General features: G+C 58.4%; 36 protein-coding genes, 1 tRNA gene and 1 pseudogene. 10 read left to right on the plus strand and 28 right to left on the minus strand.

What is annotated here, in order from left to right:
- Positions 1 to 67: 67 nt before the first annotated feature.
- The gene (locus tag FJ248_00840; protein MBM4119435.1) at positions 68 to 1,318 is read right to left on the minus strand and encodes a transcription termination factor Rho; all 1,251 of its coding nucleotides are present in this window, start codon (positions 1,316 to 1,318) and stop codon (positions 68 to 70) included.
- 430 nt (positions 1,319 to 1,748) lie between these two features.
- Between FJ248_00840 and FJ248_00845 the strand changes: the two genes are divergently transcribed.
- The 9 genes from FJ248_00845 (at position 1,749) to FJ248_00885 (ending at position 7,360) form a co-directional block, all read left to right on the plus strand.
- Positions 1,749 to 2,162 (plus strand): DUF2203 family protein, encoded by a 414-nt coding sequence (locus FJ248_00845; GenBank protein ID MBM4119436.1) that lies wholly within the window; start codon positions 1,749 to 1,751, stop codon positions 2,160 to 2,162.
- 37 nt (positions 2,163 to 2,199) lie between these two features.
- Entirely contained in the window at positions 2,200 to 2,487 is a 288-nt protein-coding gene (locus tag FJ248_00850) for a YciI family protein (GenBank protein ID MBM4119437.1), read from the plus strand.
- Between the two features lie 540 nt (positions 2,488 to 3,027).
- Positions 3,028 to 3,660: a carbon monoxide dehydrogenase gene (locus tag FJ248_00855; GenBank protein MBM4119438.1), complete on the plus strand. Its 633-nt coding sequence runs from the start codon at positions 3,028 to 3,030 to the stop codon at positions 3,658 to 3,660.
- Between the two features lie 20 nt (positions 3,661 to 3,680).
- The gene (locus tag FJ248_00860; protein ID MBM4119439.1) at positions 3,681 to 4,892 is read left to right on the plus strand and encodes a ferredoxin oxidoreductase; all 1,212 of its coding nucleotides are present in this window, start codon (positions 3,681 to 3,683) and stop codon (positions 4,890 to 4,892) included.
- 48 nt (positions 4,893 to 4,940) lie between these two features.
- A complete protein-coding gene (locus tag FJ248_00865) occupies positions 4,941 to 5,852 on the plus strand; it encodes a ferredoxin oxidoreductase (GenBank protein MBM4119440.1) in 912 nt (303 codons plus the stop codon).
- Between the two features lie 22 nt (positions 5,853 to 5,874).
- Positions 5,875 to 6,582, plus strand: a complete 708-nt coding sequence (locus FJ248_00870; protein MBM4119441.1) for a ferredoxin oxidoreductase — start codon at positions 5,875 to 5,877, stop codon at positions 6,580 to 6,582.
- A gap of 18 nt (positions 6,583 to 6,600) precedes the next feature.
- A complete protein-coding gene (locus FJ248_00875; protein MBM4119442.1) occupies positions 6,601 to 6,879 on the plus strand; it encodes a pyruvate ferredoxin oxidoreductase in 279 nt (92 codons plus the stop codon).
- 71 nt (positions 6,880 to 6,950) lie between these two features.
- Positions 6,951 to 7,223, plus strand: a complete 273-nt coding sequence (locus tag FJ248_00880; protein MBM4119443.1) for a hypothetical protein — start codon at positions 6,951 to 6,953, stop codon at positions 7,221 to 7,223.
- A gap of 61 nt (positions 7,224 to 7,284) precedes the next feature.
- Positions 7,285 to 7,360 (plus strand) — tRNA-Asn (locus FJ248_00885).
- Positions 7,361 to 7,416: 56 nt separating this feature from the next.
- Here FJ248_00885 and FJ248_00890 read toward each other — a convergent pair.
- The 18 genes from FJ248_00890 to FJ248_00975 all read right to left on the minus strand — a co-directional run bounded on the left by FJ248_00890 (position 7,417) and on the right by FJ248_00975 (position 19,908).
- A complete protein-coding gene (locus FJ248_00890) occupies positions 7,417 to 7,839 on the minus strand; it encodes a YjbQ family protein (protein ID MBM4119444.1) in 423 nt (140 codons plus the stop codon).
- Positions 7,839 to 8,738 (minus strand): hypothetical protein, encoded by a 900-nt coding sequence (locus FJ248_00895; GenBank protein ID MBM4119445.1) that lies wholly within the window; start codon positions 8,736 to 8,738, stop codon positions 7,839 to 7,841. The genes FJ248_00890 and FJ248_00895 overlap by 1 nt, the downstream gene beginning before the upstream one ends.
- A 121-nt stretch (positions 8,739 to 8,859) precedes the next feature.
- Positions 8,860 to 9,018, minus strand: a complete 159-nt coding sequence (rpmG, locus tag FJ248_00900; GenBank protein ID MBM4119446.1) for a 50S ribosomal protein L33 — start codon at positions 9,016 to 9,018, stop codon at positions 8,860 to 8,862.
- 21 nt (positions 9,019 to 9,039) lie between these two features.
- A complete protein-coding gene (gene rpmB / locus FJ248_00905; GenBank protein MBM4119447.1) occupies positions 9,040 to 9,276 on the minus strand; it encodes a 50S ribosomal protein L28 in 237 nt (78 codons plus the stop codon).
- A 39-nt stretch (positions 9,277 to 9,315) separates the two neighbouring features.
- A complete protein-coding gene (locus tag FJ248_00910; GenBank protein MBM4119448.1) occupies positions 9,316 to 9,537 on the minus strand; it encodes a hypothetical protein in 222 nt (73 codons plus the stop codon).
- Positions 9,538 to 9,541: 4 nt separating this feature from the next.
- Positions 9,542 to 10,900, minus strand: coding sequence for a GTP-binding protein (locus FJ248_00915; GenBank protein MBM4119449.1), 1,359 nt, complete (start codon positions 10,898 to 10,900; stop codon positions 9,542 to 9,544).
- The gene (locus tag FJ248_00920; GenBank protein MBM4119450.1) at positions 10,819 to 12,018 is read right to left on the minus strand and encodes a GTP-binding protein; all 1,200 of its coding nucleotides are present in this window, start codon (positions 12,016 to 12,018) and stop codon (positions 10,819 to 10,821) included. Before FJ248_00920 ends, FJ248_00915 begins: the two co-directional genes overlap by 82 nt.
- Positions 12,019 to 13,299, minus strand: a complete 1,281-nt coding sequence (locus tag FJ248_00925) for a GTP-binding protein (protein ID MBM4119451.1) — start codon at positions 13,297 to 13,299, stop codon at positions 12,019 to 12,021. It abuts the gene before it with no gap.
- Positions 13,265 to 14,476 carry a GTP-binding protein gene (locus FJ248_00930; GenBank protein ID MBM4119452.1) on the minus strand — a complete coding sequence of 404 codons (1,212 nt, stop codon included), beginning with the start codon at positions 14,474 to 14,476 and terminating at the stop codon, positions 13,265 to 13,267. The genes FJ248_00925 and FJ248_00930 overlap by 35 nt, the downstream gene beginning before the upstream one ends.
- An 82-nt stretch (positions 14,477 to 14,558) precedes the next feature.
- Positions 14,559 to 14,843 (minus strand): type B 50S ribosomal protein L31, encoded by a 285-nt coding sequence (locus tag FJ248_00935; protein ID MBM4119453.1) that lies wholly within the window; start codon positions 14,841 to 14,843, stop codon positions 14,559 to 14,561.
- Between the two features lie 32 nt (positions 14,844 to 14,875).
- The gene (gene rpsN, locus FJ248_00940) at positions 14,876 to 15,181 is read right to left on the minus strand and encodes a 30S ribosomal protein S14 (protein ID MBM4119454.1); all 306 of its coding nucleotides are present in this window, start codon (positions 15,179 to 15,181) and stop codon (positions 14,876 to 14,878) included.
- 49 nt (positions 15,182 to 15,230) lie between these two features.
- Positions 15,231 to 15,446, minus strand: coding sequence for a 30S ribosomal protein S18 (rpsR, locus tag FJ248_00945; protein ID MBM4119455.1), 216 nt, complete (start codon positions 15,444 to 15,446; stop codon positions 15,231 to 15,233).
- 141 nt (positions 15,447 to 15,587) lie between these two features.
- Positions 15,588 to 15,884 (minus strand): hypothetical protein, encoded by a 297-nt coding sequence (locus tag FJ248_00950; protein ID MBM4119456.1) that lies wholly within the window; start codon positions 15,882 to 15,884, stop codon positions 15,588 to 15,590.
- Positions 15,885 to 15,912: 28 nt separating this feature from the next.
- A complete protein-coding gene (locus FJ248_00955) occupies positions 15,913 to 16,131 on the minus strand; it encodes a hypothetical protein (protein MBM4119457.1) in 219 nt (72 codons plus the stop codon).
- A gap of 8 nt (positions 16,132 to 16,139) precedes the next feature.
- Positions 16,140 to 16,697, minus strand: coding sequence for a carbon monoxide dehydrogenase (locus FJ248_00960; GenBank protein MBM4119458.1), 558 nt, complete (start codon positions 16,695 to 16,697; stop codon positions 16,140 to 16,142).
- A 260-nt stretch (positions 16,698 to 16,957) separates the two neighbouring features.
- Complete coding sequence (gene hemB, locus FJ248_00965) at positions 16,958 to 17,983, minus strand: porphobilinogen synthase (protein ID MBM4119459.1); 1,026 nt, start codon at positions 17,981 to 17,983, stop codon at positions 16,958 to 16,960.
- A complete protein-coding gene (locus FJ248_00970; protein MBM4119460.1) occupies positions 17,980 to 18,579 on the minus strand; it encodes a ParA family protein in 600 nt (199 codons plus the stop codon). Before FJ248_00970 ends, hemB begins: the two co-directional genes overlap by 4 nt.
- Positions 18,580 to 18,588: 9 nt before the next feature.
- Positions 18,589 to 19,908, minus strand: a complete 1,320-nt coding sequence (locus FJ248_00975; GenBank protein MBM4119461.1) for a dihydroorotase — start codon at positions 19,906 to 19,908, stop codon at positions 18,589 to 18,591.
- A gap of 60 nt (positions 19,909 to 19,968) precedes the next feature.
- On the opposite strand from FJ248_00975, the gene FJ248_00980 reads away from it, so the two are divergent.
- Positions 19,969 to 20,316: a hypothetical protein gene (locus tag FJ248_00980; protein ID MBM4119462.1), complete on the plus strand. Its 348-nt coding sequence runs from the start codon at positions 19,969 to 19,971 to the stop codon at positions 20,314 to 20,316.
- Here the strand turns inward: FJ248_00980 and FJ248_00985 are convergent.
- The 9 genes and pseudogenes from FJ248_00985 to FJ248_01025 form a co-directional block, all read right to left on the minus strand.
- Positions 20,302 to 20,889, minus strand: a complete 588-nt coding sequence (locus FJ248_00985) for a hypothetical protein (GenBank protein MBM4119463.1) — start codon at positions 20,887 to 20,889, stop codon at positions 20,302 to 20,304. The genes FJ248_00980 and FJ248_00985 overlap by 15 nt on opposite strands.
- 17 nt (positions 20,890 to 20,906) lie before the next feature.
- On the minus strand, positions 20,907 to 21,671 hold the full coding sequence (locus tag FJ248_00990) for a ZIP family metal transporter (GenBank protein MBM4119464.1): 765 nt from the start codon (positions 21,669 to 21,671) through the stop codon (positions 20,907 to 20,909).
- 101 nt (positions 21,672 to 21,772) lie between these two features.
- Positions 21,773 to 22,009 (minus strand): annotated as a pseudogene (locus FJ248_00995) (hypothetical protein).
- A gap of 45 nt (positions 22,010 to 22,054) precedes the next feature.
- Positions 22,055 to 22,996, minus strand: a complete 942-nt coding sequence (locus FJ248_01000; GenBank protein MBM4119465.1) for a hypothetical protein — start codon at positions 22,994 to 22,996, stop codon at positions 22,055 to 22,057.
- Positions 22,983 to 23,528, minus strand: a complete 546-nt coding sequence (gene moaB / locus FJ248_01005) for a molybdenum cofactor biosynthesis protein B (protein ID MBM4119466.1) — start codon at positions 23,526 to 23,528, stop codon at positions 22,983 to 22,985. The genes FJ248_01000 and moaB overlap by 14 nt, the downstream gene beginning before the upstream one ends.
- A gap of 40 nt (positions 23,529 to 23,568) precedes the next feature.
- The gene (locus FJ248_01010) at positions 23,569 to 24,603 is read right to left on the minus strand and encodes a GTP-binding protein (GenBank protein ID MBM4119467.1); all 1,035 of its coding nucleotides are present in this window, start codon (positions 24,601 to 24,603) and stop codon (positions 23,569 to 23,571) included.
- Entirely contained in the window at positions 24,590 to 24,871 is a 282-nt protein-coding gene (locus tag FJ248_01015; protein MBM4119468.1) for a hypothetical protein, read from the minus strand. The genes FJ248_01010 and FJ248_01015 overlap by 14 nt, the downstream gene beginning before the upstream one ends.
- Complete coding sequence (locus FJ248_01020) at positions 24,868 to 25,935, minus strand: hypothetical protein (protein MBM4119469.1); 1,068 nt, start codon at positions 25,933 to 25,935, stop codon at positions 24,868 to 24,870. Before FJ248_01020 ends, FJ248_01015 begins: the two co-directional genes overlap by 4 nt.
- The gene (locus FJ248_01025; protein MBM4119470.1) at positions 25,923 to 26,879 is read right to left on the minus strand and encodes a GTP-binding protein; all 957 of its coding nucleotides are present in this window, start codon (positions 26,877 to 26,879) and stop codon (positions 25,923 to 25,925) included. Before FJ248_01025 ends, FJ248_01020 begins: the two co-directional genes overlap by 13 nt.
- Position 26,880: the final 1 nt, after the last annotated feature.

Raw genomic sequence — 26,880 nt, forward strand, 5'->3', positions numbered from 1 at the left:
CTCCTCAGCGAAAAGCAAATAGCCAGCAGCCGGCATGCTCGAAGCTATTCGCTCCGAGCTCTTAGCGTTATCTATTCATCGACTGCAGAAATTCCTGATTGTTCTTGGTGCCACCGATTTTGTCGATGAGAAACTCCATGGCCTCCATGGTCCCGAGCGGGCTGAGCACCTTGCGGAGAATCCACATCTTGTTGAGCCGGTCCTTGTCCACCAGCAGCTCCTCCTTGCGGGTGCCGGACTGTGCAATGTCGATCGCGGGGAAGATCCGTTTATCAGCCAGTCGGCGGTCAAGATGCACTTCCATGTTACCCGTGCCCTTGAACTCTTCAAAGATCACGTCGTCCATACGGCTGCCGGTGTCCACCAGGGCCGTAGCCATGATAGTGAGGCTTCCGCCGTTCTCGATGTTGCGAGCAGCCCCGAAGAACCGCTTCGGCCGCTGCAGCGCGTTGGAGTCCAAACCACCGGAGAGCACCTTGCCGCTGGGCGGCGCGATCGTGTTGTAGGCGCGCGCCAGACGGGTGATGCTGTCTAGCAGGATAACGACATCCCGTTTATGCTCGACGAGGCGCTTGGCCTTCTCCAGCACCATCTCGGCCACCTGTGCGTGACGCTGGGCCGGCTCGTCAAACGTGGAGCTGATCACCTCCGCTGCCTTGACCTGTCGCTGCCAGTCCGTGACTTCCTCCGGACGCTCGTCGATCAGCAACACGATGAGCGCAACCTCGGGATGATTCTTGATGATCGCGCGTGCGATGGCCTGGAGCAGCATCGTTTTGCCGGTGCGGGGTGCCGCGACGATCAAGCCGCGCTGCCCCTTGCCAATCGGGGTGGTCAACTCCATGATCCGCGTGCAGTATTCTTCCCGATCGTACTCCAGCTTGATCCGCTCCTCGGGGTAGAGCGGCGTCAGGTTGTCGAACAGGATTTTGTCCCGCGCAACTTCTGGCTCTTCGAAATTGACCTTTTCGACTTTCAGCAGGGCGAAGTAGCGTTCGCTTTCCTTGGGAGGGCGAATCTGGCCAGAGACGGTATCCCCGGTGCGGAGGTTGAAGCGGCGGATCTGTGACGGCGAAATGTAGATGTCGTCGGGACCCGGCAGATAGTTGGAGTCGGGCGCCCGCAGGAATCCGAACCCGTCCGGCAGGGTCTCCAGCACACCCTCTCCGTAGATCGAGCCGTTTTTCTCAGTCTGCGCCTGCAGGATGGCGAAAATTAACTCCTGCTTGCGCAGATTTGCCGCCCCTTCAATTTTGAGATCGCGTGCCACCTCGTTCAGATCCGCGATGCTCTTCTGCTTCAACTCAGCCAGATGCATGGTCTTCTCTTCCAACATGTTGCCTATCCACCTCCCTGCAATCGGGGCCGCACCCCGGTTCACTCTCGTTTCTACCCGCTGTCCTTCTGGATGTCCCTTGAGGCCGTACGACGATGATTGTGTGATCCGGAGAGGATACTGCGCAGCGCTGAGGCTGGGCCCCGAGTCTCCTTAATCGCCTAACGGGCATCGCCTAGGCCCGCATGTGTGTTCCCGCTCCACTGAACCGGTGTACGAATGAATGGTTGCGAGATTCGTTCCGGAACGTATGACTGGGAGTTGGAAGTCTGTTTACAAATCAGGAAAGTACTGTCGCCCCATACTATTCGGCTGGGACCGTTTTGTCAACAGATTTTCTGTCGCGCGCGCGTTCATTGCGCGGGCTTCGCAGTTTGTGCTAAAACCTGAATTCAGAGTTGGAATCATTGTCATGTCAAAACACGACGACGAATATCCCGATCGCTTGTTCAGTCTCTCGGAGGCAAACCGGCTCATCCCCACATTGGAAGAGCATCTGACCGCCGTCAAGCGCGGTAAGTCCGTGTTGATTGAAACCAAAGACGAGATAAAAAAAGCCAGTAAAAACGCTCAGTTCGGCGGTGGTAGCTTTGTCGCTCCGCATTACATCTTGGCTTTGGAACAGATCAATGACCATCTCCGGGAAATTCAGGAAATGGGCGTGCTGGTGAAGGATGTCGAAATGGGCCTCTGCGATTTTCCGCACCTCTACAAAGGGCGCGTCGTCTATCTGTGCTGGAAACTCGGCGAATCGAAAGTTGGCTGGTGGCACGAAGTCCACAGCGGCTATGCCGGACGCCAGCCGCTCGACAGCGATCATTGCTAACCCCTCGCGCACGTCCGCTCTCATTTCTCATTCACCCATGAAATTCGTCATCCTTGGATTCGATGGCCCTGATGGACAGGAAAAGCGCAAGCTCCACCGCCCGGCCCACCTAGCCAATTTGGAGCCGCTGGATAGGCAGGGACGCGTTGTGATTGCGGGTCCCCTCACTGACAAGACCGGCAGCCTGATCATTATCGAAGCCGATTCACAGGCTGAAGCCGAAGCCTTTGCTCAAAACGATCCCTATACAACTGGTGGAGTCTTTACCCGCGTCGAAGTCCATCCCTTTATGCAGGTCCTGCCCAAACCAAAAGAGTCCCGCTAACCATCACTCGACCGAGCTAGATGTTTCACAACTGGCAGGACTATTTTCTGTATTGACCCGACTAACCGCTTAATCCTCTCTTGCTGTTCACAACACTCTCTGCCCGCTTCCAGAAGGGTCAACTGACCAAAGATGCTCGTGACTGCACCGGCTCCCTCGATTCCAACAAGACCCGCGTTAAAGTCGCTGGCTTTTCGAGCATCCCTGATCCATAGCCATTTAATATTTTTTGCGATCCCCTCTAAGCATACGAATTTATTGGACAAGATTCCCATATCGTCGTTGACAGTTCCGTTGCATCATCGTTATACTCCGACGACTTGATTGCGCGTGCCATGTCCGTTAAGTCAGGCATCGGCCCGAAAGGCCTAGCACCCTCTACCTGGGTAGCTCTTAATTCCGTTGGGGTGGGCCTTCTGTGGGCTTGCAGAAACGACCGAAAAAAGCATAAAGTACGCGCACATTTGCGGTTGTTTAAGGATTGTTCTTTATCCTGCGAGGACTGAGACCTTGCAGCATACTACCAAGGGGTTTACGGGAATGACCCAGTACCGCGTCCTGCCTGGCCCTGAACACTTTCTGCCGCCCGCCGCGGCCTCCATGGGCATCCGGTTGCCCAACCCTGGTGAGGCGCACATCAACGGCGTAATTGTCCAGGAAGAGAAAGCTTTCGAGGAAGCGGCACGCCAGTTCCTGCTGGCCAAAGTCCCGACAATCTTTCCGGGGCCGTTGGTACTCTGGGCCTGGAACGAAAAGGCGGCCAAGAAAGCGGCGGCCATTCGACACCTATACAACACGATCAAAGAATGCGTGACGCCCCAGCAGCATGCCATGCTGATTCCCATGCCGGACTACCGGCCGAAGTATCCGAAGATCAACCCCGAAGTCGAGATCAACCCAAACCACCCGAACCTGACCATCTGGCACAACAAGATCGACGCCTGCATGTTCGTCGGCGTCCATTGTCACCAGGCGAACCTATCCCTGAAGATCATCCGCGGCGGCACGTCCTGTTACACGGTCGCGATGTGCGCCCAGGCGGGCCACGAGGACGCCATGCTGTCCTTCCGCGATGCCACCGCCGACAAGATCATGAAACTGGCCGAGACCGTCAAGCGACTCAAGGGCAGCGTCAAGTTCGATCCCAACGCCACGCGCAAAGCCGTCAGCTAAGCACACAAGGAGGCCGGACCATGGCGGAGAATAAATCCTTCATCGGCACCCAGAACAAGAAAAACCAGACCTACACAGACGCCTGGAAATTGCTCCACGAGGCGCCTCGTACCCCGTCGTTCTTCACGGGCAGCGAGGTCATCAAGGAAGCCATCCGGCGGGCCAGCTGCGACGTGATGATCGCCTACCCCATCACCCCGCAGAGCGAAGCGGCCGCGCTGATCGGTGAGCTGTTCGCGGAAGGCTACATCGGCGACTACTTCCGAGGGGAGAGCGAATTTGCGGTCATGAGCCAGTGCGCCGGCGCAGCCTTTGGCGGCGCGCGGGTGTTCACGACAACGGCCGGCCCAGGCACGATGCGGGCCATGGAAAACTTCCCGATGTGGGCGGGTGCGCGGCTGCCGATCCAGATGATTGTCACCTGCCGCGGCATCAACTCGCCGCTGTCGATCCAACCAGACACGCTGGAAATCGCCTACCTGCTGAATACCGGCATGCTGGTGTGGCACGCAGAGACCGCGCAGGACTTCTTCGACTGGATTCTTAAGGGCTACATAGTTTCCGAGGAACCGGACGTGCACCTGCCACTGGCGCTCTGCTGCGACGGCTTCTTTGTGACGCACACGAAGGACGTCGTCAACCTGACGCCGGCGGACATGTGCCTGCCTCCCTACGACCCCTATCGCTCGCCGGTCCCGTGCATGGACATGGAATGTCCCCCGGTCCGGATGATGCGCGATCCCTTCGTTATGAAGAGTAACTACATCAGCTATGCCACGCATGCCAGCTGGCAGCAGGAAGTTTGGGCAGCGATCGAGCGGTCGCGCAAGCACTCGATTAAGTGGCTGGATGGCCTGATCGATACTGAGAACATCGACGCGGACATCATGATCGTGGCCTCCGGCACCGCCGTGTCACAGGGCCGCGAAGCGATCCGCTTGCTGGAGGACGAGGGGGTCCGTTGCGGGCTCGTGAAAGTCAAAACCTTGCGGCCCTGGCCGGGCGACGAAATCCGCGAGGCGACGAAGAACGCCAAGCACATCTTCGTGCCGGAGTTCAACGTCACCGGCTGGCTAGCCAAGGAAATCCGGGCCACGATCCCGAACAGCGACCGCGTGCATGCCGGCCCGCACGTGTGCGGGGGCATGACAATGCCGCCGGAGATCATCGTCTCCGAGATCAAGACCACGCTGGGGATGCAAACTGTTTCCCTGGCCGGCCGCGGCAGCTGACCGGTTGTTCGCAAATACGAATTCGAGCGCCCCAAACGAGGAGGCAACATGAGCAAGGAACGCATCAAGATTTCTCCGGACCTGTTCGACATCATGCCCCAGGATTATCAGGATCTGGTTAAGCGGGCCACCTACGGTAAGGAGGACCGCGGCTGGAAGGACATCGGCCAGGCCAAGGAATTGATCGAGGAGCATTCGCTCTGCGCCGGCTGCCCCGAATCCATGGCGTTCCGCTACATTCTGGCCTCGCTGCCGGCCCCGGAAGACACGGTCATGGTCGGCTCCACCGGCTGCACCAGCTTAGTGTTTCCGATGGTGGCGGTGCACAACATCCACTCGTTATTCGGTAACCAGAACGCCATCGCCTCTGGCCTCAAGCGGGCACTGACGGTCCGGTTCCCCGGCAAGGTCAAGGACGTCGTGGTGCTCGCCGGCGACGGCGCGACGGTGGACATCGGACTGGACATGACGCTTCAGGCCTGGTTTCGCCAGGAGAAGTTCACCACAATCTGCTTTGACAACGAGCTCTATGCCAACACAGGCGGTCAGGAAAGCGGTTTGATGCAAAAAGGCTTCGTGGCCAAGATGGCGCCAGTTGGCAAACTATTCGACAAGGTGCGCCTCCCCGAGATCGCCCGTGAGTCCGGCTGCCACTACGTCGTGAATTGTACGGTGAGCAAGCCGTCGCTCGTCGAGAAGGTGATCCGGAACGCGGTGCTGATCGCTCGCGAGATCGGTCCAACCTATCTGCAGCTCTACACGCCCTGCATCCTGGAGATCGGCAAGAACAGCATGGAGGGCCTCCAGGAAATGCGCGATTCGGAGAAACCGACCGAGCGGTTCGCCTACAAGGAATACGTCAGCGAGCCGGCCAAGCAGTTCCTGGCCGAACTGGCTGCAAAGGACAAGGAACGGAAGGCTGCGGCCAAGCAACTGGCCGGCGCTACGCAGGAAGCCTAGACCGGAGTAAAAGGAGCGCGCGATGATCAAGAAACGGCTCAATATCCGGATGTCGGGCCTCGGCGGACAGGGCGCCGTCACAGCAGCCCACGTCATGGCCATGGCCGCCAACAAGGACGGCAAGTTCTCGATCTCCAACCCGTTCTTCGGCGCTGAAAAGCGCATGGCTCCGGCAGAAAGTTACTGCCGAATCGGCATCGAGCGAATCTACGACCGTGGCGAGCTGGTCTTCCCGGATGTGATCGAGGTGTTCCACCCGCAGGTGATTACGATGGGCAAGAGCTATACCATGCCCTTTTACTCGGGCATCAAAGAGGGCGGCGTCGTCATCATCAACTCGGGACTGCCCCTGTTGTCCGACGAGGACGTCCAGCGGTTGAAGGATTTGCACGTGGCCCTGTTTTACATCCCCGGCACCGAGATCGCGTTGGAAGTAGCCGGCACGGAGCTGTCCACGAACATGACGATGATCGGCTCGGTGGCCGGCATCACCAAGTGCGTGTCCATGGAAGCCTTGGATGCGGCACTCCAAGAACGATTTGGCAAGAAGTTCGTCGCCTCCGGCGGTACGGCGTCGCTGGACGAAGCAATCAAGAAGAAGTTTGCCAAGAAGGAAATGCTGCTCCAGAAAAATCTGGCAACCGTCAAGCGGGCCTACGAAATCGCCTCGGAATGGGCGGAAAAGAACAAGATTGAGCTGCGCGTCGGCAATCCTGCCGTCGCCGCGTAAGGAAGGATTCGCGCTCTCATGTACAATGTCGCGCAAGTCATTGATGAAAAGTGTGTGGCTAAGAAGGGCTGCCGGCTCTGCATCATGTACTGTCCGGAAGCCAATTGCCTGGACCTCAACGCCCCCAAAATGGTGGCGGAGGTCACCATCAGCCGCTGCAAGGGCTGCGAGTTGTGCGTCGTCGTCTGCAACGCCGCCAAGCACAATGCCATCGAAATGCAGGCAGTCGGCGCCACGGGGAAATTGATGTCCCACAAGGGTGAATCGGCGGCGCTGGGTCAAGCCTACCAGGGCTGACCGGCCTCCCCGACCCCAGCACAGACAACCCCATGGCTTCGGCCATGGGGTTTTTTTCTGGTACGAAAACCATGGAATCTGAAGACAACGTCCTGTCCGGCCTGTTCGAGGAAATCAAGGACCTGATGGTCCGGTTTCCCAAGGCGCTGCAACAGCGATCGGCCGAGATCGCCGCCACGGGGAAGGACCCCGAGGTGGCGACCAAGCTGCGGGGTGGGGCCGAGGCCATGAAGGACAGCGGGAACATCTATCTGTCCTGGGCCAAGCATTACGTGTCTCTGGCGGAGGGAAACACCGACGCGACCGACGAGGATGAAGACGAGACGGAAGATTTCGATGTGTGAGTTGTTTCGAACCAGCCAGCAATTTGTGCTAGTATAACCTACACCATCTGCCAAATACCGTTCCCCGGTAGCTCAGTTGGTAGAGCAGCCGGCTGTTAACCGGCTGGTCGCAGGTTCGAGTCCTGCCCGGGGAGCCAGTAACAAGGCCCGTTGGTGCGTTGCACCAACGGGCCTTTAGATTGCCTGCAGTCGCCTACTCCCCAATTACTTGGACAATGACCTCGCGTGACCTTGCTCGGGTATCGAAATCTACGACTGCAAGCTGCTGCCACGTCCCCAGCTCCAATTGTCCGCCGTTAAATGGAACTGTGACAGATTGCCCCTGCAGCTGCCCGCGCAGATGACTGTGGCCATTGTCCTCACCGGGATTCCTGGTATTGTGCTGCCACTTTGGATCGGCCGGTACCAGCCGATCCCACAGGGCCTTCGTGTCAGTCCTGATCCCCGGTTCATCTTCAATGATCAACACGGACGCCGTCGTGTGCTTGATGAACACCGTCACAATGCCAGCCTTAAGAGCAGCGCCATCGAGAGCCTGCTGTACCCGCGAGGTGATATTCTCGACCTGCGTATCGCCCGACATCGAAATTTTGAGCGGAAGACTATAAACCGGCATTATCCCCCCTCGTTCATCGAATGCACATAGGCCATCTCTTTTCGTGAAAGCGCCTGCCCGCGGGCCTCGCTGAGAATTCGATCAAATGCCCCTTCGGCCGCTAAGCCCTTGATCGCACTAACAACGGCATCGGAGAGAATGCCGTCCCCCCGCAGTTTCTCCAAATACGCGAACGCTTCCTGCGCCCGCTCTTGCGTCCGCGTATAATAATCCTGGCCACGCTCCCGATTGTTGTAGGCTTCAAACTGCTCACAGGCAACCAGAGTTTCTGCCAGCTGCCGCACCCAAGCCGGTGACTGTTGAAGTTTTTCCGGATAGTAATAGTAGAGCATAACCCGTTGCATCCAGGGAGACCATCGCACGCGCAATTTATTCAAGGCGGGCTTGGTTCGCCGTAGTACTCGTGCTAGTCGCCGCGCATAACCCAACCGCATCTCCACCTGCTCGACAGCCCAAGAGTCCATTAGGATCCCGGCCATACCTAACTCATCACGATAGCGGGCCAAAAAAGCCTCTGTTTCCCTGCCGTATGGAGTCCTTGGATGCACGGCCCGCCACTCGCGTGGCCGCGTGGGAATGCCATGTTGTTTGGCCCAAGACCAGATGCGGCCAAACAGTTTCCGATCAAGCCCCGCCCGTCCCAGATCATGCAGCAAGCAGGCAATCTGATACTGGACCAGCCGTTTCGGATCATGGCCCAGGCGAAACGCAACCGCCGCACACATGCGTGCGGTTCGAAGCGCATGCGCGCGATCGTATCCGCGAATTACTTGGCCCGGTTTGCGGGGGTTGGGATAGTCGTAGAGACGGAGGAGCTTGGTGGCAAGGGAGCGGGGAATTAAGAGCGGAGCCGCCTTCATAATGCTGCGGATGATAGCAGAGGAGCGAAGATAATTCACGATGTCGCGTTGCGCGACGCCCTATTAGTGTATAAACGGCTGCGGTAACGCCAAAGCCGGATAGGCGCGGCGCGCGCCGATGTGGCGGCTGCGATGAAGGTGAGGATGTGGCACAAACGTCTTACCGTTTTTCCTTATGCGCCGCGTGTTTGCGGCAATACGAGCAATACTTCTTCAGTTCGATCCGGTCCGGATCGTTCTTCTTGTTCTTCGTCGTCCAATAGACCGATTTGCCCGGCGATTCGCAGCCGATACAGGCCACGGCAATGACTTCACGCATGATGCATCCCCTCTTTCCTTGCTAAATCTTTTCTCCGGCCGCCCGCATTTCTGAAACCACCGGAGCCAGGCCTCGTTTGTTGATGATCTTCATCCCGTGCGCTGAGACCGACAAGGTGATCCAGCGATTCTCTTCTGTCAAAAAGTAGCGTTTGCGCTGTAGGTTCGGCACAAATCGCCGTCTCGTCTTGTTGTTGGCATGACTCACGTTGTTTCCCGACACCGGCTTCTTCCCGGTCACCTGACAATAGCGTCCCATCATTCCTCCTTTTCGTTGATTCGCTGGCCTGGCTGTCCGTCATGCGCTCGGGAGATCAGCCACACCACCGCTGTCCCAGAGCGTCACGGCAATCTGACAGCATCGACAGAGTTGCCATATCTCTCCCGTCGCCGCGCGCCGTTCTAAATCGTCCACAACTCGAATGCGGGTGACGACATCACGGCCTTCACTGTGTTCGCGCAGATTGCAGAGCTCACAACCCCGTTTGTCCACTGCTTGAATCTCTTCGAGATCAAACATCAGCTCAGCCCTCTTCCTCCGGTAACAAGTCGTGCCGTTCAGCGCGCATGTGCCGCTTTTCCCATGTCGGTTTCTTGAAGGGATCACGAAAGGCACGCCACAGCTCTTCGTCCAGGGCAAGCTCCGCTCTGGTCAACAGGCACGCATCTAGCCGCCGTTTCAAGTAGACGCGATCAATCTCCTCGCCCATGAAGGCCAGTTCAATCCGGCGATCCCCAAATTCGAGATCCCACACCTTGCGCAGTTCGTCGAGTGCCTCCTCTTCATTCGGCCAGTGCCGATCCGGAATCGCCACCCACCAGCGGCCTAGCCGCTCGTAGAGGCAGTTGGCGCCAGCCTGCGACCACATATAACAAGTCTTCGGTTGTGAGGCGATCCAGAAATATCCTTTGGACCGCAGCACACCCAGCCACTCCTCTTGCATTAACAGCCAAAATCGGAACGGATGGAACGGCCGTTTCGCTCGATAGACGAACGTCCCTGTTGCACGATCGCCTTTTGGCAGCGACGTCCCGCTCAACGCATGCATCCAGCCGGGTGTGATTTCTAGCGCCGCCCCCTCATGAGAGCGCGTAGTCTCTAGCAACAAGGGATCGCGGTCTCCCTGAGACACCGCCATGCACCCTGCATCAGGGTTGACCTGCCAAAGAAACCGCTCAAGACGCTCCCGCTCGACCGGTGTCACACGATCGCACTTGCTCAGCACGAGCGTCGTGCTGAATTCCAGTTGATCCGCCAGTAATTCAGCGAGGGTTCGCGCATCATCCGGTCCCGTGCCGAGCCCCCGCTCACGGAGCGTGGTCCCGGACTCATAGTCTTCCCAAAAACGCTCCGCATCAACGACCGTCACCAAGTGGTCCAAACGCGCGACAGCGGAAACGGTGACCCCCTCGGTCTCATCGGCATCGAAGAGATTGGCGATCAGGAGCGGATCCGTGCTACTTGAACTTTCAATGAGAATGGTGTCGTATTTGCCCAAGCTCGTCAGCCGAATGATTGCTTCAGCGACATGCTGACGCAAGGAACACTGAGTACATGCAGCCGTCAACTCGACAAGAGCTTCACCACGAAGGTAGTGCTCTCCGCCAAAAATCTCGATCTCGCCAGTTAATCCGCTCAGGTCGTTCGTGATGACCGCCGTCCGCGTTGGATTCAGTTCACGCACCAGACGCCGAAGCACTGTCGTCTTCCCGACACCGAGAAAACCTGATACCACGATAACGCTTACCTTGTTACTCATACCGCTTCCTCTCAACGCCTGGGTTCTCAACCCACTCCGACTCAGCTCCAACGCGGAAACGGATCCGGATATTTCTGCCAAGCGGGTTTGCCCTCGGCTAGCTCCGTATCGGTCAGCAGGCATGCGTCAAGGTCTGCACGGAGCGCCGCCTCATCCATCCGCTGACCGATGATGACGATCTGTTGGCGCCGGTCGCCGAAATTGGGATGCCACATCGCCTTGAGCTGCGCCTTCACCTCAGCGGAGTCGGGCCACTGCTCTTCCGGTATCATGGCCCGCCACCACCCCATCGGGCCGAGTTGCCACACAGTCCCAGCCAGCGACAACAGCCCGATAAACTCCAGCCGGCCAGCCAAATACACCAACCCTTTGGCGCGCAACACGCCGGGCCAAGGTCGGCTCAACTGGTCCGCCAACCGCTGCGCATGAAATGGGCGACGACTCCGATAGACAAAACTTGCAATGTCGTATTCTTGGGATTCCGAACGCGTGCCTTCGCGCAGCGTTTTCATCCACCCAGCCGCCTGCGAGGCTCTGGCGAATTCGAATCGTCTCGTATTGAGGATCTCTGCTGGTGATACGTGCCCATATTGCACTGAGCGGATCACCGCGTCTGGATTCAACGTTGCGAGAATCGTTGTCAGTTCCTGCAGAGCCTGCGGTTCCATCAAGTCGGTCTTGTTCACAACGAGCACGTTCGCAAATTCCACCTGATCGATCAGCAGATCGGTGATGGTCCGCTCATCCTGCTCGCTCACCGCCAGGCCACGCTCTTTCAACTCCACGCCTTCTCGATAGTCGTGGAGAAACCGCGGGCCGTCCACTACCGTGACCATGGTATCGAGCCGCGACAGGTCGGCCAACGCCTGCCCCTGCGCGTTTTCAAACGTAAAGGTCTCCGCTACCGGCATCGGCTCTGAGATGCCAGTTGACTCGATGAGCAGATACTCAAACCGCCCCTCTTCCGCTAGCCGGGCGACTTCGTTCAGCAGGTCTTCCCGTAACGTGCAACAGATGCAGCCGTTGCTCATTTCCACTAGCTTCTCTTCCGTGCGACTTAGCGCCGCACCGCCGTCAGCCACCAGCAGCGCATCAATGTTTACCTCGCTCATGTCGTTCACAATCACCGCTACGCGTAACCCTTCCCGATTGTGCAGTACGTGGTTAAGTACCGTGGTTTTTCCTGCTCCAAGAAATCCCGACAAGACCGTCACCGGCAACCGCGCCGTGTCCGTGCGCATCTACCGCTCCTCCGACGTCGTCGACAGACCATCCGATTCCACCACTGTTTCCGTTGGCGGAAAGCGGTCCGGCTTCCCTTCCCACGACGACCGCCCGGAGGCCCATTCCGCTTCCGTCACCAGACAAGCGTCCAGCTTCGCCGTCAGCGCTGCATGATCCATTCGTCGACCAATCAGCACCAGTTCTTGACTGCGATCGCCGTACTCCGGATCCCACACTCCCTGGAGGCGCTGATATTCTTCTTCCTCTTCCGGCCAATCATCCTTAGGCATCGCGGCATACCAGCGCCCGGCCCACCGTACGTTGCCGGTCCCGCCCGCCTGCGACCACAGCCCGATGAGATCCGAGCGCGTGGCGATCCAGAACAGCCCCTTCGACCGGAGGACGCCAGGCCATGACTCCTGGAAGCAGTACCAGAGCCGCTCTGGATGAAACGGACGCCTAGCCCGGTACACCATAGTGGTAATCCCGTATTCGTCGGCCTCGGACCGTTCGTGCCCGCGCAAGGTTTTCATCCAGCCTGCAGCCTGGCTGGCCCGCTCAAAATCGAAGGCCCTGGTGTTCAAGATGACGTTGAGATTAATTTGCCCGTGCCGAATCGAGACACACCGCGCTTCAGGGTTCAACGCGGCAAGGATGGCCGTCAGTTCGCACAGCTCGCTCTCGGACACCAGGTCCGCCTTGTTGATCAGCAGCACATCGGCAAACTCGACTTGATCGATGAGCAGATCTGTGATGGTGCGCTCATCCTCGCCGCCGACGCCGAGCCCTCTGGCTTGGAGATCCTCCGCTTCGTGATAGTCTTTGAGGAAGTTGACCGCATCGATGACAGTAACCATCGTATCCAGTCGCGCGACGCCAGTCAGACCGCCTCCCGATTCGTTCTCAAATTGAAACGTCTCAGCGACCGGCATCGGTTCCGAGATTCCCGTCGACTCGATTAGCAGATAGTCGAACCGCCGCGCCTCTGCCAGCCGTGCCACTTCCTTCAGAAGATCTTCTCGCAAGGTGCAGCAGATGCAGCCGTTGCTCATCTTGACCAGCTGCTCGTCGGTGCGGCTCAATTCGGCCCCTCCTTGCTCGATCAGCTTCGCATCGATATTCACCTCGCTCATGTCGTTGACGATGACCGCCACACGCAACCCTTCTCGATTGTGTAGCACGTGGTTGAGCACGGTGGTCTTCCCTGCGCCAAGAAACCCCGACAGAACTGTCACTGGCAAGCGCTGATCAACTCTCCCAGTCTCAGGAACGGGCTTTGTCGTCACATGAGTTGCCATCAGTCTCCTCCTTGTCCGAATCTCCGTCGTCGTGGGCATCGGTCTGGGCGAGCGCGCGGGCGAAGGGATCGTCAAATCGTCGCCAGCTGGATTCACCCTCCAGCACCTCCGCCGGTGTCAACAGGCAGCGCTCAAGTTGTCGTCGCCAGTCCACGGCATCCAAGTGATAGCCGATCCAGCCGAACGTCTGCCTCCGGTCGCCGAACTCGACGGACCACTGCCGCTTGAGCTCTGCCTCAAACGCGGGATCGGCGGGCCATTGGTCCCGCGGCGTGGCCGCCCACCAATCTCCGATACACTCAAAATGTCTCGATCCGGCCGTCTGCTCCCAGGAAAAACACCGCTCCGGTTGAGATGCGACCCAGAAATGCCCTTTGCACCGAAGCAATCCCACCCAATCGGATTCGATCAGATCCCACAAACGCTCTGGATGGAAGGGGCGCGTGGCCCGAAATACCCCCATCGCCCAGTGAACCGATGAAATCGTCGGCAGTGGCGCACCTTGGATGAGCTTGGCCCAGCCGGGCTGAAAACTGATCGGCATCGAGGCCGGCATCCGTGCTCCAAGGATTTGTCCTGCCAGATTCGATTCATCCGCCATCAACAAAATCATGGCTTCCGGGTTCAACGCTTCAAGCAGGTGCCGTAACCGCCGCAGCTTTCCGCTCGGTAGCCCCTCCGTCTTGGACAGCACCAGCACCGTCGCATACTCCACCTGGTCCACGACCAGTTCAGAAATCGTCCGCCCGTCATCCGTTCCGCAACTCACACCGCGAGCCTGCAAGTCGTCCACGGTGTGCAGATCGCCCCAAAAGGTCTGGCTGTCAACCACCGTAACCAGGTGATCGAGTCGTGCCTTTGATGCCAGCGGCTCTTGGTTCTCCCAGGCATCGTTGAAGACTTCGGCAACGAAGACCGGCTCGACCAATCCGGAACACTCCACCAGCAGTCGATCAAACCGTTCCATGGCGGCGATCGCCATAACGGCGCTCGTCAAGCTGTCGCGCAAGGAACAGCCGACGCACCGCTCAACCAACTCGGCCAGGACTTCACCAAGGCTGAATATGGTCACTCCTTGCGATCGACAGAAGTCTGCATCCAATCCGGCATCGCTGCGGTCATGGACTAGTAGGGCCACACGCCCGGAGGCTCGCTCGGTGAGGAGTTTCCACACCATCGTGCTCTTCCCGGCTCCGACAAACCCGCAAACGACAGTGACCGGAAGCCGGCTACCATCCGACTCGGTTTGTGCGGGGGGCTCAGACAGCGGGATCGCCACGACGACCTCCCGCTGCACCACGGCCTCGATATTTCTTATTAAATTTCTCGACTCGCCCTTCGGTATCGATGATGCGCTGCGTTCCCGTATACAACGGATGCGAGTACATCGATGTGTCGACTTTGTAAATTGGATAGGTTCGTCCGTCTTCCCAAACCGTCGTCTGATCGGTCTGCACCGTCGACATCATTACCCAACGCTTGCCGATCGCGACATCGTGAAAGACAACCGGACGATAGCCCGTCGGATGGATACCAGGTTTCATCACGTCTCCTTGCGCTCAGCCACGAACGCCGGCTACCAGCTTGATTTCCGCACGCCGGGAATCTCACCCTTCAGCGCGTGCAGGCGAAAGTCGATCCGCGACATGTCGAATCGGCCCACATATCCCCGCACGCGCCCCGAGATCGCACAGCGATTGCGCACCCGGACGGGCGACGAATTCCTCGGCAATTTCTGTAGCGACTGCTGTGCCTCCTGCTTCTGCTCCTCGGTACTCGCCTGCCCCTTGATCACCGCTTTCAACGCCTTGCGCCGCTCAGCATACTGCGCGACCAATCGCTTGCGTTTCTCGTTTCTTAATCGACTGCTCAACTTTGCCATACGCTCTCCCTTCCGACTTCAACACAATGGATTCGTCGTCCTAGCTTACTCAGTAGTCTGATCGCCCACCGAACGGCAACATTGCCATATGCCGCGCACGTTTGATCGCACGGGCAATTTCTCGCTGCCGCTGCTGACTATTCCCCGTCATGCGACGAGGGAGGATCCGTCCATTCTCTGTGATGAATCTCCGCAACCATTCGACATTTTTCCAATCCACGGGCGTGATCACATCGATCACGCGACGTCGTCGTTCTTCAGGCATGCATCGCTCCTTAGTTGACTGGACTGAGATTGGCTCCGCCGGTCCCTCACCGACTCTTTGCCTAAACGTCACGCGTAACACGTGAGGACGTCAGACACGGACAAGTCCGCGCACTGACGGAATCAACACGATGCGAAGAGATCAACCGAGAACGGGTGGACCGCGAGACTGAAGGGTGAGGGCCAGCAGAATCGAGAAAATCTGCGGCATTGAGATCGTGACAGGATGTGACGGAACCAGCACGGACGGCAGGACGGGGACCGCTCCGGACAGCCCCGAACTGGCAGCCCATTCCAACCATGCGTGGATATCGATGTCGGAGTGACTGGCATCTCCCGCCTGCATAGCCGAGTAGTGGTCGACGAGGAGATAAGGCAAGGGCAGCGCAACCAGTACATAGAGCACTGCCACGGCAGCGACGAGTACTCGTCGAGGCAATGCTATCTGCACCGATCTCAGCACGGGATTACACCAATCCATAGCGCGCTTCACATTTCAGCGCACTTTCGTCGAATTCTTGTGCGCCTACACCGACCCACTGTCCCTGCTGGACTGTAAAACATTGCGCGCAGGTCTGGTCATAAAAGGGCGATAGGCCGATGATCCACTCACGGGAAAACTCTCGTTGGTATTCCTTGGGGAGGAAGGCCATGAACCCGGACGGTGGTGGTGAAAACTCGGACATCTCAACTCCTACTGCACCGCGACGGGCCCCGGGACAGTCCCCTTCAGTTCACGCACTTTGTCGGCCAGACGGATAATATGCTCCGGCGTGATGTCGCGAAACGATAACATGGCATCCTCGTGCCCAGCCTGCGCGCACATTGCCATGGTGTAGCAATTCGTCCCGCCCCGCACAATTTTCAAGGTCAGATTCGCTTGATGGCAATGGACCCCGATAAACAAACACGCATCGATCCGGTTGTGCCAAATCGTCAAGTTTGGATGGTTCGGGTTGATCTCAACCTCTGGATTGATCTTCGGATACTTGGGTCGATAGTCCGGCATTGGAATCAACATCGGCTTCTGATTGGGCCCCACACTCTCCTTCAATACAGTAAAGAGGTGACGAATCGCCTTCGCCTTCTTCTCGGCCGTGGGCGTCCAAGCCCACAACACCAGTGGTCCCGGGAAGATCGTTGGCACCTTGGCGCTCAGGAAGCGCCGCGCCGCCTCCTCCATCGCCTGCTCCTCACGCACGATATACCCGTGCACGATCGCTTCGCCTGGATTGGGCAATCGCACACCCATGCTGGCCGCAGCCGGTGGTAAAAAATGCTCGGGCCCAGGTCGAACCTCGTAACGCACCGCAGGAGTCCTCACATTATTAAATGCAATTCATTTGCAATACTGGCGGCATCATACACGGATAGAATCTCCGATGCAAGACACCCCATTGGCTCTATGGATCGGCGTCCTATCCCGCTCCGAACCCATCGGGACAATCAGCATGGTAGAGTCCGACCTCCGGTTCGAAAAACGGCAACGGGTGTACGTCCTTCATCCCAACCTCACCTCGGCGAGTCGCTGACAGGAAGCCTAGAAGCCAGAAGCCTGCCGGCATCGAGCGCGCCGTACGTCACAATCAGATCGGCGCCAGCGCGGTGCATGGCACTGAGTGATTCCAACAACGCCTCTTCGTAGCTGAACATGCCAATTGCTGCAGCAGCCTTGAGCATGGCGTACTCCCCACTCACGTGATAGACCGCCACTGGAAGAGTTGAATGGCCCCGAACGAGAGACACGATGTCCAGATACGGCAAACCGGGTTTCACCATCAGCCAATCTGCACCCTCGTCTTCATCCAACCGGATTTCCTTCAACGCCTCGCGGTGATTCGCGGGATCCATCTGATAGGTCCGCTTGTCACCGACCCGCGGGGCGCTCTCCAGGGCTTCACGAAACGGCCCATAGAATGCTGAGGCATACTTCACAGCATAACTGCAGATGCCGACCTGTGAGTAGCCTGCCGCATCCAATGCCTCACGGATCACCCCAATCCGTCCATCCATCATGTCTGAGGGAGCCACAAGATCCGCCCCAGCCTGCGCTTGAACTACGGCCATCTCCGCCAACAACGGAAGGGTCGCATCATTGTCGATCTTTCCATCAATCACCACTCCGTCATGCCCGTCCGATGAATAGGGATCGAGCGCCACATCACTGAGGATCAGCAGATCTGGCGCCGCGGCCTTCAGGGCGCGGATTGCCCTCGCCATCAACCCGTCCCGGTTGCGACTTTCCTGTCCTCGCGGGTCCTTGAGGTGATTCGGTACCACCGGAAACAACGCGATGCCGGCGAGGCCAGCACGGGACGCTTCCGCGACCTGCTCGATAGCTTGGTCGATCGAGACCCGCGCGCAGCCCGGCATGGAGGCGATCGGCGTGACCTGCCCGACCCCTTCCTGCACAAACAACGGCCAGATCAATTGCTGCGGGGCCAGTTGATCCGTCGATCGCCTTGCCCGAAGCGTTGTCCGTGTACGATGGAGCGAGGACGATTCGCAGCGCGTGGGTGGAATCGAGTGAAGGTTCATTCCCAAGGCTCTTTGACCATTCGCATCAGACAGTCGATTGCCCAAGTCGTGAGCGGTTGCCCTTCCATCACGTTCGACCAGATCGCTTCCCATCGGATGACCGCTGGAGAAATTCTGAATCCCTTGCTCTCCACGGCGGCCCGCATAGCCGATGTCGGCCACTCCACGACTTGATTCCATAACACCCGCATGGCCGGATTGATCCCTTCATCCCCAAGCGTCGCACGCAAAGCTGCGACCCCCTCCAACGCCCAGATGTCGGGATAGGACGGGCGAACTGGTACGAACACCTGGTCGGCTGCACGCAGAATGCTCGTTGTCATATCGGACAACATCGGCGGTCCGTCGACGACCATCCACTCAAAGCTCGGCGCAAATCTGGATGCTTGCTCGTGCACGATCGGCTGAATCTGCGAACGGGCCACGACACGGAATTGTTCTCCCCAGTGGCTCGCCCATTCACTTGCCGTCCCTTGCACATCCGCATCCAGCAAGAGTACGCGAGCCCCCTGCTCCGCCAATGCCATCGCGGTCGCAATCGCCAGGGTCGTCTTTCCCGTGCCGCCCTTCTGGTGGAGAAACGCGACCGTGCGCATGGATCCCGCTCACGCGGCGCGGGGCTCCCAATGTCGAATCCGCCCCCCGACAACAGTCATTATGACTCGACCCCGCACCGGCCATCCGGCAAACGGCGTATTCCGCCCCTTTGAGAGGAACTGCTCTGGATCAACGACCCATTCGCGCGTACGATCCACCACGACAATGTCGGCTGATACTCCGGGCGCCAATGTACCACCCGGCAATCCCAACAACCCGGCCGGCTTGCTGGTCAAACACTGCACGGCACGCTCCAGAGGCAAGACACCCTGCTCGACAAGCCGCAGCGTCAAGGCCAACGCCGTCTCCAGTCCCACGATCCCGAACGGGGCTCGCTCCATACCCCATTGTTTTTCATACTCCGCGTGAGGGGCATGGTCTGTCGAAATCGCGTCGATGGTTCCGTCTACAAGCCCCTCCAGTAATGCGTCTCGGTCCCGCTCACTCCGTAAAGGTGGATTCATCTTGGCATTGACGCCCTGCTCGCGAACCGCTTCGTCGGTCAACGTGAAATGATGCGGACAGACCTCGGCCGTCACCCGCAAACCCTTGACCTTGGCCTGACGCACCAGGTCTACCCCGACCGCCGTGCTGAGATGTGCGACATGGAGTCGTGCACCCGTCTCTTCGGTTAGCCTGATGTCTCGCGCAATCATTCGAAACTCTGCGCCGGTTGGAATGCCCGGGACCCCCAACACACGCGACACTGGCCCTTCGTTCATACAGCCACAACCGGATAGGATCAGATCCTCGCAATGGTCAATCACAGGCAGATCGACATCCGATGCCTGCTTCATTGCCTGTTGCATGACCTCATCATTCATCACCGGCCGCCCATCATCCGACAGCGCGACACAGCCCGCCTCTTTCAAGGCTCGAAAATCGGTCAACTCACGGCCGGCTGCCCCCTTGGTAATCGCGCCGATCGGATAGACCTTGGCACGATCGGCTTCGCCGGACTTCCGCTTAATGAACTGCGTCACTGTCGGCTCATCGTTCACCGGCTTCGTGTTCGGCATACAGCAGATCGACGTGAAGCCCCCTGCCACGGCTGCCGCCGTCCCGGTGGCGATGGTTTCCTTATATTCAAAGCCTGGCTCACGCAGATGGACATGGAGATCGACGAGGCCCGGCAACACCAGCAACCCTGTGATATCCAGACGCGCTGCCTCCCGGGGAGGAGCCTCATCCGGCGAGACCACCGCATCAATCACTCCATCTCTGATCCACACATCGGCTTTGCCGTTCCAGCGGCCCGGGTCAAGCACCCAGCCGCCGGCGAGGATCAGGAAGGAGGGCTGCTCCTCGGTATTGAACCTATTGACCATCCACCACCATCAAGCCTAGTATCAACGTGCCTCGGCCCTTCTCACGAAAGGAGTTCTCCGATGAGCGACCACCCCATCCATGAGCATCACGCCCATCAGCACGGAACGAACTGTGGGCATCTGGCCGTCCTCCATGACGGTCATATCGATTATCTCCATGACGGACATCTTCATCATCCGCACGGCGACCATGTCGATGAACATCGGCTCGGTATCACCACGCAAAACCCGGCGGGATGCACCCCCACCCATCGCTGCGAAGGGCATGAGTCCGAACATCGCCATGGCCCGAACTGCGGACATCAAGCGGTGCCGCACGGAGACCATATTGATTATCTGGTCGCCGGCCATTTGCACTTCGCCCATGGCGCGCATTGTGACGACCATGGGGCCCTACGACTCGCGTAGGAACGATTCGTCACTATCGGTGCGGGACGCCTGACTCAACGACGTCCCGCGCTTTGCGCTCAGCCGTTCTAGAAACCCGCTTACCTCTGCTGGTCGCATCTGATCGAGCGGTATATCGACTTCTAGAAACACACCATCCCGTAGCGCAAACAGCCCGTGCGCGATGCGCTGATGATCCTCCACGCCGACTCCAAACGCCGACACAAAGGCCTCTCGACTCGCCGGATCCGCACAGCAGAGGGAATAGCCTGCGGCGCGAACATTCGGATGAAACCGGTCGACTTCTTGCCAGTGCGCCTCATGATCCGCTGAGACATGGACAATCTTGAGATCCAGCAACTGCCCACGACCACGCTCTTCCAGATCCACGATCTGTGCAAGGCACGCGTGTTTCTGGATGTTCGGCAATGTGGAAACCACGACCAGCCCACGGCAAAGTTCATCCGCCGTAAGCGGTGTATCCGCCAACCTTGCAGCCGGAATGGTGAACTCGACGGTCAGGCGCTCTCCAGGAGATGGAGTCCGTCCCTGTAAATTAATGACCCGCTCTCCCAACTGTGCTTCCCTGCTCATCCCCCAAACTTCCTTCGTTAATGCGCGAGCATCGTCAGCATTGCGATCGTCACCATGCCGGCGATCATCATGGCGAACTGCAACACCCCCTTGGCCGCCCCCATGCGCCCGTGCAGACCAGGGACCAAGTCTGCCAGGCCAATGTAGAGAAAACTTGCGGCTGCCACGCTGAGGGCATAGGGCACGATCGCCTCCGCGTAGCCGAGGCCGCCATAGGCGGCAACGGCCCCGACCAGCGTCCCCAGCCCCGAGAGCGTGTTCCAGAAAAAAGCCTTCCAGCGAGAAAACCCACTCGACAGGAGGATGGTGAAATCGCTGAATTCTTGCGGGACTTCATGGCCCAACACCGCGAGCGTCGTGACGAGACCGAGTCCCGGTGAGGCTACGCAGGCCGCACCGATGGCAATGCCGTCAGCGGTGTTGTGGACGGCATCGCCGATCAGCACCAGCATGCCTGTGTGCGTTCCTCCGACCGGCGCATGATCATGAGCCTGGCCGGTGCCACGAGGGCCCTCAGCAGGTTCCTCCCCGTGCGCATGTCGCCAGATCACCGTCCACTCCAGCACGAAAAACAGAACAAGCCCACCCAGAATCGACAGTCCTACTTCGTAGCTAGGAATATGCTCCAAGGCCTCGGGGATCAGCCCAATGATTGCGGTGGCCAACATCGTGCCTGTGGCATAACTCAGCAGATACGGCATCGCCCGATGCCGCCAGCCGTCGGGAACGAATAAGATGACGGCAGCAGGCAGCAGCGCCCCCAGGCTCCCAAGCAGCCCCATCAGAACGACGAATTCCCAGGACGATTCGGCAGGAAGCGTCATGATAGGCGTTTCTTCTCTCGATAATCGGCATATCGCTGTTCACAGGGGGCAATCGACGAATCTCCCAAGAATCGTGACCACTCACTATGGGTGGAGACATCGACACCCTCGGCCCGAGCTTCCCGCTGGAGGACAACCTGAAGGTCAAGGAGCAGGTCTGACTCGTCGATATCGGCCTCCGAGTCGGCCCGCAACTGGGCAAACATTGCTCGGTAGATGCGCTTGAGTTCGTCGAGCGAACAATCAAGTACAAAGCGGTTCTGCTGTTTCGTGATACGTGATTCTAAAGGAGACATGGCACTCCTCGATCTCTCTGTCCGTTCGTGCGCGATCCTGACCTGTCAAGCTGGCATCAGACAGGTCAGGAGTGTTTGATGACAGGACGCGGGATTGTAATTTCGACCGATCAACACCAGAGCGGGATCCGGTTCCTGCGAAAATCGAACCACGCCGACCCACCGCGTGACCGGGGAGGCATACTGAATCTCATACAGCTCCTGCTCACCGGAAAACCGGCAGACCCCTTTGACCCGATCAAGACCAACCGGAAGATGGTCGAACCACTCGACAAATCGACCTCGATGCAGCGGACCGGTCAGGGGAATCGTCGTCACCATCGGATGCGCAGGAGTCGATCCAAACGCCACATTTCCAACTCGTCGTTTAGGCCGCTGTGCGTGCGGCTGAAGCACCACCACAGGGTCCACAGCAGCCTGCGACACCTGCCACAGTCTGGCATGCCCTCCATCACGAATCAGCGCCGTTCGAAACCGTTCCCGTTCGACGGGGGAGTAGAGATCTTGCTTGTTCACGATCACTTCGTCTGCATATTGCATCAGCGTCGTATATCGACAACCGATGGGACGCCCGGCAGGTGGAACGCTCGGTTCGATGACTGCGATCACTTTCTCTAACCGCACGAACGCGAGACAAGCGGGGTCGGTCACGGCCTCGATGACGTCTTCGATGGTAGCAATCCCCGAGCACTCCAGCACCACCACATCGACCCGCTGTTGCCCAACAAGCTCGGCCAAGCCCTCGGTAATCCCGTCACGGGCATCACAGCAAACACAGCCTTTGGTAATGTTCCAAACGGCAGCGGCTGAGCCGCCAGCATGAGCGCCATCCAGACTGATCGCACCGGCTTCGTTCATTAGCACGCCGACTCGTTTGCCGGCATCGCACCAGAACGCGAGCAGCTGCATCAGCAACGTCGTCTTGCCAGCGCCCAGCGGACCCGCCAGAACATATAGCGGCACCCGACTGGATTCAGTCATCGGCATGAGGCGGATGCTCCTGTTTGACCCGAGGCAGGAGCTCCGTCAGATTGCATGGCTTGTGAGTGATATCGAGTTGCGGAAGAATGATTTTCTCCATCCCCAGACGGCAGGCGCCCGTGCTGCCGGGTAGGAGAAACACGATCGTATCGCCACAAACGCCGGCATCCGCTCTCGACTGGATCGTTGACGTACCGATCTCGCTGAAACTCATCCAGCGAAACAGTTCGCCGAACCCCGGAATCGGCTTGGTGTAGAGAGACCGGACCGCATCCGGCGTGACATCGCGCTGCGTCACGCCAGTTCCACCCGTCACGATAACAAACTCCACTGTCGGATCGGCAATCCAACCGGCGATGATGCCCCGAATGGTTTCATGGTCGTCCTTGCACAATTTGCGATCCGCCAACCGGTGCCCGGCCTTGGTGAGCCGCTCGACGATCAGACTCCCACTCGAATCAGTTTCGGCGGTCCGCGAGTCGGACACCGTCAAGACAGCGACCCCCACAGAAACTCGCTCCTGAACCCTGGCATTCATAGATATCCTTCTTTCAGTTTGAACTTCCCGCCTTCTTGCATCATGACGTCCTCCTTGTCGCACCACTCCATTGTGTCGTTTGACGTTTCCTCCGGCGGACCGGCTTCACCAGACAGGTCTCCAGGCCTTCAAGAAATCGTTGCCATGGCGCACGTCGTCCGATGACCACGAGTCTGGCTTGTGATTGCCTCACCCCTCTATAGGGAGTCAGTGCCAACGACCCCATGATCCATTGAAGCTCTTGATACCCAGTTCGGCCGTGCACTTTCACGAAGCCCTTCATGCGGATCACGGATCGCTCGAACCGCTTTAACCACGCTTCGAGACGAACGGGATCAAACGGTTTAAGAATCTTGAAACTCCCGCTCTGATACCCGGTCGCTGAATCCTTCACCGTGCCCTGTTGAATCGATGGGGTCTTCATCATTGCCGCTCCCGCAAACAGCCGGTCCACCTCAACCTCGGCATGTACCGCCCGGACGATTGTGGCCGTTGAATTGACGGCCTTGATGCCCCGTTCCACGAGATCAGCCTGGTGCCTGTTGATTTGATCGAGCTTATTCAATACCACCACATCGGCCTGCTTGAGATGGTCTTTGGCTGCAGACCAGTAGGCCCCGAGCTTCAAAAACCGAGGCCCGTCGACCATGACGATTACTGACGCCAAGGCCCCTCTGGTTCTTGCATTTGACTGGGCCAGCGCCTTCTCAACTCCCACAATCACTTGCCTGGTATCCGCCAACCCCGTCGTCTCAATAAAGAGCGGTGCCCCCTGTGTCCGTTTCACCAAATGTCCCACTTTTTTGCTGAACTCTCCCGACAGATCGCAGCAGATACAGCCGCTGAGCAGTGCCTGGAGTTCGATATCGTTCGAGCGAGGATGGTCATGGAGCAAGGCCCCATCCACATCGACTTCCCCAAACTCGTTCATGAGCACGGCCGGTTTTGCCCCCCTGTCCAGTTCATGGGCCAGTACCCGCTTGAGCAGAGTGGTTTTTCCGCTCCCCAGAAATCCAGCGATCACATAGATCGGTGTCACCTTGCTGCGTCGGCGGGCCTGATCAGTGCCGGTCATGATGTGACTCCTGCTTGCCGGCCGCCGCTTCAATATCAGATAGCCCGACCTCCGTAGCCGTCTTATGGATCTTGTACTGATGCGTATCGCCCGGTCCTTTAAGAACGGCGATCACGGTTTCAATTGGCGGACAGCCTGGCTCACGACACTCCAATTCCGTGACCAGGACCGTCGTCTCATCGTTCAGTTGAAACACGTCCCGCGCCCAGGCTTTAATTCGATCGGTCTGATCCACCGGGATTGTCCGTTTCCCACCGAACAGGTTCATGCCCGATCCTCAATGCCGTGCACGGAAAAGAGCGACACCGCACCGTCACTGGCGCCGGTTGCTAACAAGGCATCGGTGGAACTCCAGGCCACGCAGGACAATCCACACGTCGTGTTCACTTCCTGGCTGAGCAGCGGCTTGGGCGTCTGCGGTTCCCAGATGCAGAGCAAACCCTCTTCTCCCACCGTCGCCACAAGCGATCGGGTGGGATGGCAGGCAATTTCCTGAATCCATCCTCGATGTCCCTTGAAGAGCCGACCACCAGTCCCTTCGAACTTCTTCATATCCCACGAGACCAAGGACGGGCCGGAAGCAGTGAACAGGTTGAGCCCGTGATGGTCGAATCGCACCGAGGTGACCTTCACGGGGTAGCCGGACATGTGCCAGTTTTGCTCACTGTCCGTTCGGAACAAATGGACTGACCCGTCGAGGTTGCCCGAGGCCAGATATTCCCCGTTTGGACTTACGGCAATCGTCAGTAACGCTCCGTCATACGGGAAGGAACGAATCGGCTGCTCCTGGCCGACCCTCCACAACCAGGCCCCGCCGTAGGCAGAAGCGACGACACCGCCTCCACGCGGCATCCAGGTCAGGGCTGAAATCGTGGTCTTTTGCACTGGAACTTTTGCGGCGAGTTGAGGCGTCGACGCAGGGTCAATATTCCAAATAGAAAGCTCTTTTCCTGCCGATGCGGCCAGGGACTGGCCGTCTGGCGACCAAGCCAGGTGTTCCACCCACGCCCCCTGCCCGCCAACGGGAAGCGCTGCCCGCTCTGCCCCTGTGTCCGCATTCCAGACTCGGACGACGCCATCTTGGCCCCCTGTCGCCAGATCCTGCCGCGTTGGATGCCAGGCCAGCGTGAGGGCTGACGGCTGATGCCCCTTCAGCTCACAGATAGGGGTGAGCGACGCCGCTTTCCACACTACCACCTGGCCCGACGCAGAACACGCAGCAAATCTGGCCCCATCGGATGCGAATGCCACGCGATGGACATAGTCCCCAAGCATGGCTTGCCCGATCGAACTGAGCCTAACCGCCGCTTGGCGCTTGGCTAGACGAGGCACGATCGGAACCCCTTCGTCAGCGCATCCCGATCCAAGTCTTTCCCGATGAACACCAGCTGGTTATTGCGGACTTCACCGGATTTCCAGGCACGGTCCGCCTTCCCGTCGAACAGCATGTGCACGCCCTGGAACACAAACCGATGGTCACGGCCTTTCACGTTGAGAATGCCCTTCATCCGATAGATCTTCGTCCCCATCGTACTTAGCACTTCGCGGAACCAGTCGTTCACTTTCCCCTCATCGACCAGTCCATCCTCAACGAGGGCCACGGAAAACACATTGGGATCATGCTGGTGCGCCTCTTCTCCAAGGAAGTTGGGGTCGATTTCAAGCTTACGACTTAAGTCAAATGCGCCGATATTGAGCAACCGGGCGATCTCGATCCGGGCATCTTTCGTCCGGTGAATCTTGGCCATCACATTGATGCCCCGAATACGTGCTTCCAACTTGTCGACTTCGCCGGACGGGACGAGATCGATCTTGTTTAACAAGATGACATCGGCAAACGCGATTTGCTCCTTGGCCTCTGGACTTGTGTCGAGATGCTCCCAAATATGTTTGGAATCGACGACGGTCACGATGCCGTCGAGCAACAGCCTCCGCTTCATCTCATCATCGACGAAGAATGTCTGTGCAACCGGCGCAGGATCGGCCAACCCTGTTGTCTCAATCACCATGTAGTCAAATCGATCTTTTCGCTTGAGAAGATTCCCGATGATCCTGATCAAATCGCCACGCACGGTGCAGCAAATACAGCCGTTGTTCATCTCAAAGATCTCTTCATCTGCCCCGATGACGAGCTGATTGTCGATTCCGACCTCACCAAACTCGTTGACGATGACCGCCACACGTTTGCCGTGCTCGGTCGTCAAGATACGATTGAGTAACGTCGTCTTTCCGGCTCCCAGAAATCCCGTCAAGACCGTCACCGGCACCGGAGCCATC

Source organism: Nitrospira sp. (assembly GCA_016873435.1).
In the GTDB taxonomy this organism is placed as follows: Bacteria; Nitrospirota; Nitrospiria; order Nitrospirales; family Nitrospiraceae; genus VGXF01.